The sequence below is a fragment of the Paucibacter sp. B2R-40 genome, from assembly GCF_025717555.1.
In the GTDB taxonomy this organism is placed as follows: domain Bacteria; phylum Pseudomonadota; class Gammaproteobacteria; order Burkholderiales; family Burkholderiaceae_C; genus Paucibacter_A.
The window spans coordinates 426,887-441,399 of sequence record NZ_JAJIRP010000004.1 but is presented as its reverse complement, the minus strand read 5'-3'; the positions used below and the strand labels follow the sequence as shown (position 1 = coordinate 441,399).

12 protein-coding genes are annotated in these 14,513 nt (G+C 61.5%); 5 read left to right on the top strand and 7 right to left on the bottom strand.

Annotation, left to right across the window (positions count from 1 at the left end; genetic code table 11):
• From LNV09_RS11235 to LNV09_RS11205, 7 genes are all read right to left on the bottom strand, one after another.
• Positions 1-2,097, bottom strand: a 2,097-nt coding sequence (locus LNV09_RS11235) for a methyl-accepting chemotaxis protein (protein WP_263557173.1), incomplete at its 3' end; no start/stop codon positions are given.
• Positions 2,098-2,115: 18 nt separating this feature from the next.
• Positions 2,116-4,356: a chemotaxis protein CheA gene (locus tag LNV09_RS11230; protein WP_263557172.1), complete on the bottom strand. Its 2,241-nt coding sequence runs from the start codon at positions 4,354-4,356 to the stop codon at positions 2,116-2,118.
• Complete coding sequence (locus tag LNV09_RS11225; protein WP_263557171.1) at positions 4,347-4,721, bottom strand: STAS domain-containing protein; 375 nt, start codon at positions 4,719-4,721, stop codon at positions 4,347-4,349. Before LNV09_RS11225 ends, LNV09_RS11230 begins: the two co-directional genes overlap by 10 nt.
• 39 nt (positions 4,722-4,760) lie before the next feature.
• Positions 4,761-5,123 (bottom strand): response regulator, encoded by a 363-nt coding sequence (locus LNV09_RS11220; protein WP_263533773.1) that lies wholly within the window; start codon positions 5,121-5,123, stop codon positions 4,761-4,763.
• Between the two features lie 37 nt (positions 5,124-5,160).
• Positions 5,161-5,667, bottom strand: coding sequence for a hypothetical protein (locus LNV09_RS11215; RefSeq protein WP_263557170.1), 507 nt, complete (start codon positions 5,665-5,667; stop codon positions 5,161-5,163).
• A gap of 557 nt (positions 5,668-6,224) precedes the next feature.
• Positions 6,225-6,746, bottom strand: coding sequence for an outer membrane lipoprotein (locus LNV09_RS11210; RefSeq protein ID WP_263557169.1), 522 nt, complete (start codon positions 6,744-6,746; stop codon positions 6,225-6,227).
• Positions 6,747-6,836: 90 nt separating this feature from the next.
• A complete protein-coding gene (locus tag LNV09_RS11205; RefSeq protein ID WP_263557168.1) occupies positions 6,837-7,394 on the bottom strand; it encodes an HNH endonuclease in 558 nt (185 codons plus the stop codon).
• Between the two features lie 283 nt (positions 7,395-7,677).
• Between LNV09_RS11205 and LNV09_RS11200 the strand changes: the two genes are divergently transcribed.
• The 5 genes from LNV09_RS11200 to LNV09_RS11180 all read left to right on the top strand — a co-directional run bounded on the left by LNV09_RS11200 (position 7,678) and on the right by LNV09_RS11180 (position 14,482).
• The gene (locus LNV09_RS11200; RefSeq protein ID WP_411969261.1) at positions 7,678-8,433 is read left to right on the top strand and encodes a TetR/AcrR family transcriptional regulator; all 756 of its coding nucleotides are present in this window, start codon (positions 7,678-7,680) and stop codon (positions 8,431-8,433) included.
• Positions 8,434-8,461: 28 nt separating this feature from the next.
• A complete protein-coding gene (locus LNV09_RS11195) occupies positions 8,462-10,252 on the top strand; it encodes an acyl-CoA dehydrogenase C-terminal domain-containing protein (RefSeq protein WP_263557167.1) in 1,791 nt (596 codons plus the stop codon).
• Positions 10,253-10,307: 55 nt separating this feature from the next.
• Positions 10,308-10,745: a DUF2147 domain-containing protein gene (locus LNV09_RS11190; RefSeq protein WP_263557166.1), complete on the top strand. Its 438-nt coding sequence runs from the start codon at positions 10,308-10,310 to the stop codon at positions 10,743-10,745.
• 59 nt (positions 10,746-10,804) lie between these two features.
• Positions 10,805-13,201, top strand: a complete 2,397-nt coding sequence (locus tag LNV09_RS11185; RefSeq protein ID WP_263557165.1) for a 3-hydroxyacyl-CoA dehydrogenase/enoyl-CoA hydratase family protein — start codon at positions 10,805-10,807, stop codon at positions 13,199-13,201.
• Between the two features lie 66 nt (positions 13,202-13,267).
• The gene (locus tag LNV09_RS11180; protein ID WP_263557164.1) at positions 13,268-14,482 is read left to right on the top strand and encodes an acetyl-CoA C-acyltransferase; all 1,215 of its coding nucleotides are present in this window, start codon (positions 13,268-13,270) and stop codon (positions 14,480-14,482) included.
• The last annotated feature ends 31 nt before the right edge of the window (positions 14,483-14,513 follow it).

The following is a 14,513-nucleotide window of genomic DNA, read 5'->3' as shown; positions in this document are numbered from 1 at the left end:
TTCGGCCGCCACCACCGCGAAGCCCTTGCCATGCTCGCCCGCTCTGGCCGCTTCGATCGCTGCGTTCAGCGCCAGCAGATTGGTCTGATAAGCGATGTCGTCAATGATGGAAATCTTGGTGGCGATTTGCTTCATCGCATCTACCGTCTGGCTGACCGCTTGCCCGCCTTCCAGCGCTTCACGCGCGGCCTTGGTGGCCATGCCATCGGTGAGGTTGGCGCTGTCGGCGTTTTGCTTCACCGAAGCCGCCATCTCTTGCAGGCTTGCGGTGGTTTCTTCGACGCTGGCGGCTTGTTGGGAGGCCGAGTGCGACAGGCTTTGCGAGGTCTGTGAGACTTGGTCGGAGGCGCCGCCGAGCTGATCGGCGGCGGTGCGCACTTCCTGGATGGTGCCACTGATGGTGTCGATCAGGCCGTTGAACTTCTCGCCGATCTGGCGGAAAAAGCCCTGTTTGCCGTCCAGCGCAATGCGCTGGCTCAGGTCACCGCCGGTGGCCGCGCTGGTCAGGCTGTCGAACTCGGCTTCGGCCGCGAGCTGATCGGTACGGTCCGACCATTGGCCCACGGTGCCTATGGTCTGGCCTTCGGCGTCGCGAATTGGCGAGGTGGTCACCTCGTAGTTACGGCCGCCCAGCAGCATGGCGCTTTGCACGGTTTCGCGCAGGCCGCGCAGGCGCTCAATGGCGGCCGCCGAGTCGCGGTAGAACATGCCGATCGAGCCGCCGAGTACCCGATTGACATCGAAACCAGGCAGCTCATTGCGGAAGGCCGCCTCGTCACGGCGCAGCACCGTCATCAGCGCGTCGTTGACGTAGACGATGGTGCCGTCCGCCGCCGAGATCCGCACCGGCATGGCCGCTACATCGAGCGCTTGCTTGATGCGGGCGTTGTCTGCCGCCAGTTCCAGCTCTTGCTTTCTGGCGGCCAGTTCTTGCGTGATATCGCGCCACTCGACCACCGTGCCCAGGCGCTGACCGTCGGCATCGATGATGGGGTTGGCCATCAGGGTGAAGTCCAGCTTGGAGACTTGAATTTGCGTTCTGTATTCGGTCTGCAATTTGGCCAGCATGCCGCGCTGGTGGCCGGGGTTTTTGTGGAAACCGTCGATATTGGCGCCAATCAGCTGCCGGGCATTGAAGTTGGGCAAGGACTTCTTCAACTCAGCTTCGTTGGCCTGCATCATCTGCGTGACCGAGCGATTCATATAGACGATGTTGAGATCGGTGTCGGCAATCATTACATTGGTGGAGCACACATCCAACGCTTGCTTGATGCGGCCGTTTTCGGCCAGCAGGCGCACGTCGCGCTCATTGCGGGCGCGCAATTGGTCTTGCATTTCGGCCAGCGAAGCCAGCAGACGACCGGGTTCGTCCTGACCTTCGGTGGGGATGTCGTTGTCCAAGTCGCCTTGGCCGACGGCTGCGGCGGTTTTGATGGCGCGACTCAAGGGCTGCGTGATGCTGCGGGTGACGGCCCAGGCTGCGGCGATGCCGATAGCGAAGGACAGCACGGTCAAGCCGATCAGCAATGTTCGTGTCGATGCATATTCTTTGGACGAGTCATCCGCATCGGCACGGGCGTCATCGACTTGCAGTTTGACCGCTTTGTCCACGGTGGCTTGCAAGGCTTTGCCGGCCGGACTGGCTTGCTCCAGTAACAGCTTGGAGGCCTCTTCATCTTTGTTCAGTGCAGCCAAGTCCATCACCTGGTCGACCAAGCCTCGCGCCTTGGCGGCTTGGCTTCGGGCCAACTCCAAGACTTGCTTGTCTTCATCGCGGATCGAGTTTTTCACCAAGGCGCGCTCAGCCTCGTCAAACAGCTTGCGTGCTTCCATGATCTTTTTGCGCTCACCGGCAATGGCCTCTTTGTCGGTGTAAAGAATCATGCTGCGCACCACGCGCTGCTCGATATGGCTTTGTTCCGACAAGGTGTTGAGCTCCACCATGCGGCTGAAGTTCTCGTCGATCACATGCTCCAACGCATGGTTGGAGGCCGCCAGGTCACGTATCGCCAAGATGGACGTGGCCGCAAAGAATGCCAGTACAAGTGCAAATGCCAGTCCCAGCCTTTGGCCGACTTTCATGTTCTTCAAAACCATGATGCTTCCTTGCTATGTTTAGTGCTGCCGCGTTGAGCCAGCTTGTTGTTGGCGTTGACCGCCCTTGATGGCGGCCGCAAACAGCCCCGATACATCTAACAAAAGGGCGACTTCGCCCGAACCCAGAATGGTTGAGCCGGCCAGCGCTTTCAGGTGCTGAAAGATCCCTGACAAAGGCTTGATGACGGTCTGGTGCTCGCCCAGCAAGCGGTCGACGATCAGGCCGATGCGTGTCGGTCCGTCGCGCACCACCACCACGCTGCGGCGGCGGCTGAGTTCGGCCTCGTGACCACTGGTGCTGATGCCGTAAAAGCGTGCCAGATCCAGCCAAGGCAGAATCTCGCCGCGCAGATCAAAGGTGCCGCTGACGCGACCGTTTTGCTTGGCGCATTCGGCCGGCACATCGATGCATTCGGACACCGCCGCCAGCGGCAACACATAATTGACACCGCCGACCATGGTCAAGAAGCCGTCGATCATGGCCAGCGTCAGCGGCAGTCGGATCTGCGTCAAAGTGCCAAGGCCGGCGCTGCTGGTCAAGGTGATGGTGCCGCGCAGCGACTCGATGCTGCGTTTGACCACATCCATGCCGACGCCTCGCCCCGACAGATCGGTGATTTGCTCGGCGGTGGAGAAGCCGGGCAGGAAGATCAGCTGCCAGACCTCATGGTCGGACAAGACTTGGCCGGGCGCGATCAGCTCGCGCTCGACCGCCTTCTTGAGGATGCGCTCGCGCGCCAAGCCGCGCCCATCATCACTGACTTCAATCACCACTGCACCCGCTTCGTGATAAGCGTTCAGTGCCAGGCGGCCGGCGGCGGGCTTGCCGGTGGCCAGGCGCTCATCGAAGGTCTCCAGGCCATGGTCCATGCTGTTGCGCACCAGGTGCATCAGCGGGTCGGCGATCGAGTCCACCATGGACTTGTCCATCTCGGTGTCGCCGCCGCTGACGACCAGATCAACTTCCTTGCCGAGCTGCTTGGAGACATCGCGCACCACACGCTGGAAGCGCCCGAAGGTCTCGCCTATCGGCACCATGCGCAGCGCCAACGTGCCGTCGCGGGTTTCCTGCACCAGGTCCATGACGCGCTGGGTTGCTTCGAGCAAGACTTCGGCGCCCTCCTGATGGGCAATCATTTGAGCGCCGGAGCCGGCGATGACCAGCTCACCGATCAGGTCGATCAGCTTGTCGAGCTTGTCGGCGCGCACGCGCACAAAGCGGGTTTCATCGCCGGCGCGGCGGTCGCGGCCGCCTTCGCGGCGCTCGCCTTCGCCGCTGCGGCGGTCGCTGACTTTTCTTTTTGTGGGGTCGCTGCCCTCGGCCGCGGCGGCGCGGCGCTCGATATGCGGCACCAAGACCGGTGCGGCCTCACTGGCCGGTGTTCCGACCACTTCAACCCGCAGGTCGAAATGCATGCCCATGGCGCGCCAGCAATCGAACAAGGCTGCGCGAGCCTCGGCGTCTGCGTCGCAGCGCAAGGAGGCGAGGGTCTCGAAGGCGGCCGGTGCGGCGTCAGGCGCCAGAATTTGGATGCTGCTGTCCTCTGCCGCGAACTCAAACACGCGGCTGATCTCTTCCAGCGTGGCCCGGCTGTCAAAGCGCAGTTCAAAACCCAGATAGCAGGCTTCGGCATCGAGGGCCTCCAGCGCCGGCACATTGGCGGTCAAGCAGGTGATCGCCTTGACCTCGCCCAGGGTGGCCAGATAGCGCAAGAAGGACAGGGGGTCGAGACCGTTGCGCAGCGCATCTGGGAAGAAGCGCAGTGATAAATGCCAAAACTGCGGGCTGAGTGCCGGCGGCGCAGCAACAGGTGTTTCGACCACTGGCGCCGCAGGGGCGGGATCTGGCGCACCCAAGAGCGCACGCAGGCGGCTGGCCAGCGCAGCGCTGCTGGCGGCGACTGCTGGGTCGTTCGCGCCACTTTGCACCTCGCCCAGCAGCAACTCGATCTGGTCGCGGCTCTCCAGCAGGGCGGCAACGACATCGCCGTCCAGCTGGCGCTGGTTGGAGCGCAAGGCCTCCAGCAAGGTCTCGGCCTCATGGGTAAAGGTGACGACCGCGTCGCAGCCGAACATGCCGGCCGTGCCCTTGATGGTGTGGGCGGCGCGGAAGGCCGAGTTCAGGCTCTCCGCGTCGTCTGGGTTGTTCTCCAGGACCAGCAAACCCTCTTCGAACTGGTGCAGCATTGCCTGCGCCTCGTCCAGAAAACCGGCCCTGGCGACGGCCAAGATCTCGGCATCATCGTCGCTCATTGACATGGGAGTTCCTCACTTGCTTCCCCAACTTCCGCCTCGTTGGCGGGGCGGAAGGCCTTCATTTCGGCGTCCAGGCCATAGCAGCGCAATGCTGCCAGGACCACCGCACTCGGGTCCTGCAGCGTCAACTGCGCCGCGCGTTCGCGCATGCTGCGCTGCGTGGCCAGCAGCAACTGCACAGCGGAGCTGTCAAAGTCACTGACGCCACTCAGATCGAGGCTGAGCTGGCGCCCGTCAAGTCGGCTCAGCGTTTCGAGCAGCAAGGCGTGGGTGTCAGCCGCCTGGGCTATCGTCAGCTCAGGGCCAAGGGCTAGGCACAGAACTGGAGCAAGATCAACATCATCACCTTCAACAATCGAGTCCGGCATGGCTGGCTCCGCTGGAAATAAAGAGGTGCTTGGCCACGCCTACACACACAGTTTGTTCACGGCATCAACCAGCTGCGAGGGCTGGAAGGGCTTGGTGATCCAAGCCTTGGCGCCGGCTGCGCGGCCTTCGGCCTTTTTTGCCTCTTGCGACTCGGTCGTCAGCATGATCACAGGGGTGAATTTGTAAGCGGCAATCGTCTTGACATGGCGCAGGAACTCCAGGCCGTCCATATTGGGCATATTGACGTCGCAGACGATCAGATTGATCTTGCCGTCGAGCTTGGTGCAAGCGTCTTTGCCGTCAACCGCTTCGATGACGGTGTAGCCGGCCTTCATCAGTGCCAGCTTCACGACGGTGCGGAAGCTGCCGGAATCGTCTACGACCAAAATGGTTTTGCTCATGGTGGGTCCTCTTCTGTCCTGTGGTTGCGGTGCTAAATCAGAAATACTCGACCTGGTCTTGCCGCGGCGGGGCAGACTTGCCGTGGTGAAACAGATGTTGTTCTTCGGTCGTGAAACAGGCCACGAAGGCAGCGGTCCAAGCTTGCCGCTCGGCCTCGCCGGCGCCGGCCATTTGGGGGAGCTCAGCGCTGAATCGGTCGATGTTCTTGTGCAAGATGTCGACCATCTGGGATAGGCGGTCGGTGAACTGCAGGCCATGCAAGGCGCGCTCGCACTGGGCTTGCAAATCGGCGTCGATTTGCCGCAAGGCTTCGGTGTGCGCCCCGTCGGCTTGCAGGTCAGCGAACTTGCTGTGCAGTTGATCCTGCAGCTCAAAAATACTGGCGAAGTTGCTCAGCAACTCGACCGAGCCAATTTGCAGCGTTGACTGAATTGCCTCCAGCTGACGAGCCCAGATCGGCGCAATGTGCTCGGCCATCAGCGCCACACCATGGGCTGCCCGATCCGAATCAGGATGCAATGCCGCTGCGGGGCTATGACTCATTCACTGCCTTTCAAGGACAGACCATGACTTGTCGTTTGCGGTTGGCACAACACCGCATGAGATCACAAGTTTCACCGCTTGCGTGAGGCGGTGAAGCCTGGAAATGTGATCAATTTAACAAGCAATAGGCCGTATGCATTCAAAAAACTTCTTGAACCCAGGCGACTTGTTCGCTGGAATGCGGTGCCCGCGCCGAGCGGTTTGCTCGGCTTTCTAGAGTGACTGTAGGAGGGGCGCCGTGCGGCTGAAATCGGCCGCACACCTGAGGCGGCCTGTCAAAACACCTGAGGGCAAGGGAACTCGGCGCATCCCGCGCCGGTTACGACCCTGCTATGTCGCGCAAACTCCTCGCCCTGCAGTGCGCGGGCGGGGAGAGGGCTGGCGTCAAAGGGGCGGTTTGATCAGTGGCGAGTACATCGTTCCACCAAAACATTGACGAGAATCCCCCCTTCGTCCGCCATGCTTGCTTGCAAATCCTCGCCATAGCGACGGCTATGGCTGTGGTTTGTGCCTAGCCGGACGAACGAACGAACGATTCATCAATTCCTTATGTAAGCTTACTGATGAGACGCTGTACCAGCAGCAGGCGCAGTGCGTGGCGCAGTTGCGCTGGCGGCCAACTCGGGCGCCCGAGTAACGCGGGTTTTGCCGCCGGTGGTGATCAAAATGACCGCATCACCGGGCTTGAAGCTGTCGGCACCCTTGGCTTGGACGACTGCACGTCGCTCGCCATTGCGCAGTTGCAACAGAATTTCGACCGCTTGCTCTTGGGTGCTGTTGCGTTCGATTGCATTGCCAATCATGGCGCCCGCGACGGCGCCGAGCACGCCAATGATCTGGCCCTCTACACGCCCGCCGACCGTGGCACCAGCGATGCCGCCGACCACGCCGCCTGCGACGGCACCGCCGCCGCTTTGCGAGCCGTCGACCGTCACGTTGCGGACCGACAAAACGCTGGCGTCAAGCACCTGGGACATGGATTGCGTGTCGTGGCGCTGGATCATGTCGGGGCTGCTGGTCGAGCAAGCGCTCAAAGCCGCCAAGGCAATCAGGCTGGCGGCTAGTGCAAATTTCTTCATCTCACGGTACTCCTGGGAACTTGAAAGAACTCAACGCGGCGCTTCGATCCGTCGTTGACAGCCGCCTATTGTCGCCATGGGCCAAGGCGCTCAGGCGTGCAAGCGGCTTGAGCGGGGCACACTGGCCAGCAAAAACTCCATTTGATCGGCCAGGATTCGGCGCCCGCGCAGAATCATGTCTTCATGCAAGCTTGGTACATAGGGCAAGAAAAGCAGGCTCATATGCGCCTCCTCGGGCAGGCGGCTACCCTTGCGGCCATTGCAGCTGCGGCAGGCCGTGATGCAATTCATCCAGCTGTCGGAGCCGCCGCGCGAGCTGGGCTGGATATGTTCGCAGGTCAGGTCATCGGCATGAAAGCTGTGGCCGCAATAGGCACAGACATAACGATCCCGTGCGAATAACTTGGCATTCGACAGCGCCGGCGCTTGACGCCAAGCTCGGCTGGGCACGCTGCCGCGCACGGCGATGATGGGGTGTACCTCGATGCGAGACTGCGTGCCGGTGCGGCGCTGAAAGCCGCCGCGCATCACCTGGCAGGGGTCGCCCAAGGTCCAAGCCACGCCGTCGCTGGCGTAGATCACGGCCGCCTCACGCGTCGTGATCCAAGCTTGCGGTCGACCAGAAATATCCAGTTGAAGCACGTCCAAGGTGATGACCTCCGAGGCAGAGCGTACTTCATTAATGCGCACCGACTCAAGTGCAATGCGCGCGCGAGCCGCAAGGTGGGCGCCACGCCACGCTGTCAACGCTTGGTCATCAATGCCGCCCAAACTATTGCGCTTGCGTGATTTTCTAGGCGGCGGCCCCTAAAAATTCCCTGCAAATAGTTAGGCGTTCTTCTCCAAGATTCTGCAAAATAGAACGATCGTTCGTTTTATTATGGCGAACCTGATCTTGCCCGCCGAGCCTTTTGCTTGGCCTAGCCGAAAAATGCCTGTGACTGCATCCGCACCTTTTGTTCCCCAGCCTGAGTCTGCTGCGCAGTCGCAGCTCAAGCCTGCGCGGGTGGTGCGCTCGCTGCAAAAAGGTATGCACACGCGTGCCATCATTTTGGACGCAGCCCTCGGCCTGGCCTCGCATATGGGCCTGGAAGGGCTGTCCATCGGCGCGCTGGCCGACGTCACCAAGATGAGCAAGTCGGGCGTGTTCGCGCATTTCGGCTCACGCGAGGAATTGCAGATTGCGGTGGTGAAGGAATATCACGCCAAGTTCGAGGAAGAAGTGTTCTTCACCGCCATCCGCGAGGAACGCGGCCTGCCGCGCTTGCGCGCCTTGTACGAGCGCTGGGTGCGCCGTGTCTCGGTCGAGGTCGATTCGGGCTGCATCTATATCAGCGGCGCCGTGGAGTTCGACGACCGACCCGGCCCGGTGCGCGACGCCTTGGTGGCGATGGTGCGTGACTGGCATGGCGCGCTGCACAAGGCGATCGTGCTGGCTCAAGAGGCCGGGCACTTGCACGCCGACGCCGATGTCTACCAAATTTTGTTCGAGTTGCATGGGCTGATTCTGTCCCTGCACCACGATGCCCGTTTCATGCGCAACCCGGGCGCGGTGAGTCGCGCCGGCCTGGGCTTCGAGCGCACGATTCAGTACTACGCCACGCCGCTGGGTCTGCAAATTGACGCGCAGACCAAACCCAAATCCAAATCAACCAAACCTCGGGCCGTCGCCAAGAAGCGCGCCTGATTTCACTCGTTTCAACCTGGAGCAAGCAATGCCGATCTACAACCCCCCACTGCGCGACATGCAATTTGTGATGCACGAAGTATTGAGTGTGGTCGACGAACTCAAGATGCTGCCGGCGCACGCCGACATCGACGCCGACACCATCAATGCGGTGTTGGAAGAAGGCGGCAAGTTCGCAGCCGAGGTCCTGGCGCCGCTGAACTTGAGCGGTGACGCCGAAGGTTGCAAGCTGGACAAAACCAGCCATGAGGTGACGCCGCCCAAGGGCTTCAAGGAAGCCTACGCCAAGTACGTGGAAGGCGGCTGGCCGGCGCTGGGTTGCGATCCCGCTTACGGCGGCCAAGGTCTGCCGTTGGTGATCAACCAGGCGTTTTACGAGATGATGAACTCGGCCAACCAGGCTTGGACCATGTATCCGGGCCTGAGTCATGGCGCCTACGAATGCCTGCATGCCCATGGCACGCCCGAGCAAAAGGCGACCTATTTGCCCAAGCTGACCAGCGGCGAGTGGACCGGCACCATGTGCCTGACCGAGTCGCACTGCGGCACCGATCTGGGGCTGCTGCGCAGCAAGGCCGAACCTCAGGCCGATGGCAGCTACAAAATCACCGGCGCGAAGATCTTCATCTCGGCCGGCGAGCATGACATGGTCGAGAACATCGTCCATCTGGTGTTGGCGCGTCTGCCCGATGCACCGGAAGGCTCGAAAGGCATTTCGCTCTTCATCGTGCCCAAGTTCAATGTCAATGCCGACGGCAGCCTGGGAGCGCGCAACGGCGTGTTCTGCGGCGGTCTTGAGCACAAGATGGGCATCCACGCCAACTCGACTTGCCAGATGGTCTTGGAAGATGCGGTCGGCACCATGGTCGGCGCACCCAACAAGGGTCTGGCGGCGATGTTTGTGATGATGAACGCGGCCCGCCTCGGCGTGGGTAACCAGTCACTCGGACTGACCGAAGTGGCCTACCAAAACGCCGCCGCCTACGCCAAAGATCGCATCCAGATGCGCGCCTTGTCCGGCCCTAAATCGCCCGAGAAGGCGGCCGACTCCATCATCGTGCACCCCGACGTGCGCAAGATGTTGCTGACCGCACGCGCTTATGCCGAGGGTGGCCGCGCCTTGTCGACCTATGTGGCGATGACGCTGGACAAAGCGCTGGCCTCGGACGACGAAGACGAGCGCAAGGAAGCCGAGGCCGAAGTCTCGCTGCTGACGCCCATCATCAAGGCCTTCATCACCGACAACGGTTGGATCGCCACTTCGCACTGCATGCAGGTGTTTGGCGGCCACGGCTTCATCCACGAGTGGGGCATGGAGCAGTTCGTGCGCGATGCGCGCATCAATATGATTTATGAAGGCACCAACACCATCCAGTCGCTGGACCTGTTGGGCCGCAAGGTCTTGGGCGACAACGGCGCCAAGCTGCGCAAATTCGGCGCCAAGATTGCCGCTTTTGTCGAAGCCGAAGGCACCAATGAGGCGATGCAGGAGTTCATCAACCCGCTGGCCGACTTGGGCGACAAGGTCACCAAGCTGACGACCGAGATCGGCATGAAGGCCTTCGCCAATCCGGATGAAGTTGGAGCTGCCGCGGTGGACTATTTGCGCGTGGTCGGGCACCTGACTTTTGCCTACTTCTGGGCCCGTATGGCCAAGGTGGCGCTGGAGAAGCAGGGCAGCGGCGACAAGTTCTACACCGCCAAGCTCTCGACAGCGCGCTTCTATTTTGCGAAGCTTCTGCCCGAAACCGCGATGCTGATCCGCACCGCGCGTGCCGGTCTGCCATCGCTGATGGAAATGGAAGAAGAGCTGTTCTGATTCACCAAGCCTTGCCAATCCCGTATTGAGTTCACATAAACCTATTGGAGACACCATGAAGTCATTGATTGCTGCTGCTGTTTTGAGTCTTGTTGCCAACCTCGCCATGGCTCAAGCCAGTCCGGCAGGCTTGTGGAAAACGATTGATGATGAAACCAAGGTCGAAAAGTCCTTGGTGCGGGTCAGTGACACAGGGGGTGTGTACTCTGCGGTGATCGAGAAGCTGTTGGACCCGGCCAAGGCGGACGCCAAATGCGATAAATGCAGCGATGAGCGCAAGGACAAGCCGGTGATGGGCATGACCATTTTGCGTAACGTCAAGCAGAGCAGCGACGCCGAAGTTTGGGATGGTGGTGACATCCTCGATCCCAATAATGGCAAGGTCTACAAGGTGCGCCTGAAGCCGGTGGATGGCGGCAAGAAGATGGAAGTGCGTGGCTATATCGGCATGCCGATGTTGGGCCGCACGCAAACCTGGATTCGTGTCGAGTAAGGCTTGGGTTTTTGACGAGTCCTGCGGGGCTCGTTATCCGTATTTGTCAGGAGAATTCTGTGAGTCGTTTTCAAGTTCGTAAAGTCGCCGTACTCGGCGCTGGCGTGATGGGCGCGCAAATCGCCGCCCATCTGGTCAACCTCAAAGTCCCGGTGATCCTGTTTGATCTGCCGGCCAAAGAAGGTGCCAAGAATGGCATCGTCACCAAGGCCATCGAGGGCCTGAAGAAACTCAAGCCCGCGCCGCTGGGCGTGGTCGAAGACGCCGCGCTGATCCAGGCCGCCAACTACGAAGAGCATCTGGCGCTGTTGGGCGAGTGCGATCTGATCATCGAGGCGATTGCCGAGCGCATGGACTGGAAGCTTGATCTCTACAAGAAGATCGCGCCTTTCGTTGCCGGCCACGCCATCGTCGCGTCGAACACATCAGGCCTCTCCATCACCAAGCTGGCAGAAGCGCTGCCGGAAGAAATCAAGCCGCGTTTTTGCGGCATCCATTTCTTCAACCCACCGCGCTATATGTATCTGGTCGAGTTGATCAATACGCCGACCACATTGCCGGCCGTGATCGATCAGCTGGAATCCTTCGTGACTTCGGGTCTGGGCAAGGGCGTTGTGCGCGCCAATGACACACCTAACTTCGTCGCCAACCGGGTCGGCATCGCCGGCATGATGGCCACGATGATCGAAGCCGAGAAGTTTGGCCTGAGCGTCGATCTGGTTGATGATTTGACCGGCAAGAAACTCGGCCGCGCCTCCAGCGGCACCTTCCGCACCGCGGACGTGGTGGGCCTGGACACGATGGCCCATGTCGTCAAGACCATGCAAGAGAATCTGAAGGATGACCCCTTCTATTCGACCTATGCGACCCCGGCTGTGCTGGCCGGTTTGATCGAAAAGGGTGCTTTGGGTCAGAAGACCGGTGCCGGTTTCTACAAAAAGGTCGGCAAGGACATCATGCGTCTGGACACGGCCACTGGCGAATACGTGGCCGGCGGCAAAAAGGCCGACGAGATCGTCGCCCGCATGCTTAAAAAACCTGCCGCCGATCGCATCAAGCTGCTGCGCGAGTCGACCAATCCACAGGCCCAGTTCCTGTGGGCCATCCTGCGCGACAGCTTCCACTACTGCGCCGTGCATCTTGACACCGTGGCAGACACCGCGCGCGAGATCGACTTCGCGATGCGCTGGGGCTTCGGCTCGTCCCAAGGCCCGTTCGAGCTGTGGCAACAAGCCGGTTGGAAGCAAGTGGCTGACTGGGTGGCCGAAGACATCGCCGCTGGCAAGACCTTGTCCAGCGCGGCTTTGCCGGCCTGGGTCTTCACCGGCCCGGTGGCCGACAACGGCGGCGTGCACAGCGCCGCCGGTTCCTGGAGCGCGGCTGAGGGCAAATTCAAGCCCCGCACCGAGCTGCCGGTGTATCAGCGCCAAGCCTTCCCCGAGGCCTTGTTCGGCGAAGGTGCAGTCGATCCATTGAAGGCCGGTACCGAACTGTTCAAGAACGAAGAGCTGCGCGTCTGGACCTTGGACAACGAGGTCGTGATCGCCTCGATCACCGCCAAGTTGCACCTGATCAGCCCGACCGTGACCGAAGGGCTGCTGAAGGCGGTCGAGATCGCTGAAAGCTCTTACAAGGGCTTGGTGATCTGGTCGCCGGACGATGTGTTCTCGGCCGGCGCCAACCTCGAAGCGCTGATGCCTGTCTTCATGAAGTCGGGCGCCAAGGGCATTGCGCCCGAAGAGAAGAAGCTGCAAGACGCGATGCTGCGCATCCGTTACGCGAGCGTGCCGGTGGTGGCTGCAATGCGCGGCTTGGCGCTGGGCGGCGGCTGCGAGTTGGCTGTGCATTGCGCACGCCGTGTCGCGCATATGGAGAGTTATGTCGGTCTGGTCGAAGTTGGTGTGGGCCTGATTCCCGGCGCCGGCGGCCTGACCTATATCGCTCGCCGTGCGGCCGAGATGGCAGCGGCCGGCAATGCCAATGCCGACATCTTCGCCTTCTTGAAAGACGGCTTCACGACCGCCGCCACGGCCAAGGTCGCGACCTCCGCCTTGGAAGCACGCAAGAACGGTTTCTTGCTCGACAGCGATGTGATCGTGCCGAACAAGGATGAGTTGCTGCATGTCGCCACGGCGCAAGTCAAGGCGATGGCCGAGTCCGGCTACCGCGCGCCGCTGCGGGCCTTGTTCCCGGTCGCGGGCCGCTCCGGCATCGCCACCATCAAGGGCCAGTTGGCCAATATGCGTGACGGTGGCTTCATCAGTGCGCATGACTTCTACCTCGCCAGCCTGATCGCCGATGTGGTCTGCGGCGGCGCGGTCGAGGCCGGCTCGCTGGTGTCGGAAGAGTATTTGATGTCGCTGGAGCGCAAGCATTTCTGCAGCTTGCTGGAGCACCCCAAGACGCAAGAGCGAATCATGGGCATGTTGCAAACCGGCAAGCCAGTTCGCAACTAACGGCTTCATGTGACGGGGCTCGGATGGCTCCGTCACCTACCGATCAAGAGAATTGGAAAGAACATCATGAGCAAGCAAGTTCAAGAAGCGTATATCTGCGCCGCCACCCGTCTGCCTATCGGCAAGTCGGGCCGGGGCTATTACAAAAACACCCGTCCGGACGAAATGCTGGCGCGTGTTATTCAAGCCGCTTTGGCGCAAGTGCCGGGCCTTGACCCGTCCGCCATCGAGGATGCCATCGTCGGCTGCTCCTTCCCCGAAGGCGAGCAGGGCATGAATATCGCCCGCGTTGGCGCGGTGCTGGCCGGCCTGCCCAACACGGTCGGCGGCGTCACCGTCAATCGCTACTGCGCCTCCGGTATCACCGCCTTGCAAATGGCCGCCGACCGCATCCGCGTCGGTGAGGCCGAGGTGATGATCGCCGCCGGCGTCGAGTCGATGAGCATGGTACCCATGGGTGGCTACAAGCCTTCCTTGTCGCCCGCCATCTTCGAGCGTGACGAGAACCTGGGCCTGGCCTACGGCATGGGCCTGACGGCCGAGAAGGTCGCGCAGCAGTGGAAGATCAGCCGCGAAGCGCAAGACGAGTTCGCGCTGCAATCGCATCTGCGTGCCTTGGCCGCGATCGAGTCCGGCGCCTTCAAGGACGAGATGACGCCGTTCGAGATTATCGAGCGCCTGCCGAATCTGGCGGACGGCTCGATCAACGAGCGTCGTCGCATGGTTGAGATCGACGAAGGCCCACGCCGCGACACCACGCTGGAAGGCCTGGCCAAGCTGCGCGCGGTGTTCGCCGCCAAGGGCTCGGTCACTGCCGGCAACAGCTCGCAAACTTCGGACGGTTCCGGCGCCCTGATCGTCGCGTCCGAAGCGGCGGTCAAGCGTTTCGGTTTGACACCGCTGGCGCGCTTCGTTAGCTTTGCGGTGCGCGGCGTGCCGCCCGAGATCATGGGCATTGGCCCGATCGAGGCGATCCCTGCCGCCCTGAAGTTGGCCGGCCTGAAGGCACAGGACTTGGGCTGGATCGAGTTGAACGAAGCCTTTGCCGCGCAGTCGCTGGCCGTTTTGAATGACCTCGACAGCAAGGGCATCGTGCTGGACCGCAGCAAGGTGAACCCGAATGGCGGCGCGATCGCCTTGGGTCACCCGCTGGGTGCCACCGGCGCCATCCGTGCCGCCTCGGTGATCCACGGCCTGCGCCGCACCGGTGAGAAGTACGGCATGGTGACGATGTGCGTCGGCGCCGGTCAAGGTGCTGCCGGCATCATCGAGCGATTGTGATAGCCCCCAGGTCGACGCCATACGTCGCCCA

Coding starts and splice junctions, on each gene's coding strand:
- LNV09_RS11230 (WP_263557172.1), bottom strand. CDS start 4,356: ATGTCAATGAGCGACGATGATGCCGAGATCTTGGCCGTCGCCAGGGCC.
- LNV09_RS11225 (WP_263557171.1), bottom strand. CDS start 4,721: ATGCCGGACTCGATTGTTGAAGGTGATGATGTTGATCTTGCTCCAGTT.
- LNV09_RS11220 (WP_263533773.1), bottom strand. CDS start 5,123: ATGAGCAAAACCATTTTGGTCGTAGACGATTCCGGCAGCTTCCGCACC.
- LNV09_RS11215 (WP_263557170.1), bottom strand. CDS start 5,667: ATGAGTCATAGCCCCGCAGCGGCATTGCATCCTGATTCGGATCGGGCA.
- LNV09_RS11210 (WP_263557169.1), bottom strand. CDS start 6,746: ATGAAGAAATTTGCACTAGCCGCCAGCCTGATTGCCTTGGCGGCTTTG.
- LNV09_RS11200 (WP_411969261.1), top strand. CDS start 7,678: ATGCCTGTGACTGCATCCGCACCTTTTGTTCCCCAGCCTGAGTCTGCT.
- LNV09_RS11195 (WP_263557167.1), top strand. CDS start 8,462: ATGCCGATCTACAACCCCCCACTGCGCGACATGCAATTTGTGATGCAC.
- LNV09_RS11190 (WP_263557166.1), top strand. CDS start 10,308: ATGAAGTCATTGATTGCTGCTGCTGTTTTGAGTCTTGTTGCCAACCTC.
- LNV09_RS11180 (WP_263557164.1), top strand. CDS start 13,268: ATGAGCAAGCAAGTTCAAGAAGCGTATATCTGCGCCGCCACCCGTCTG.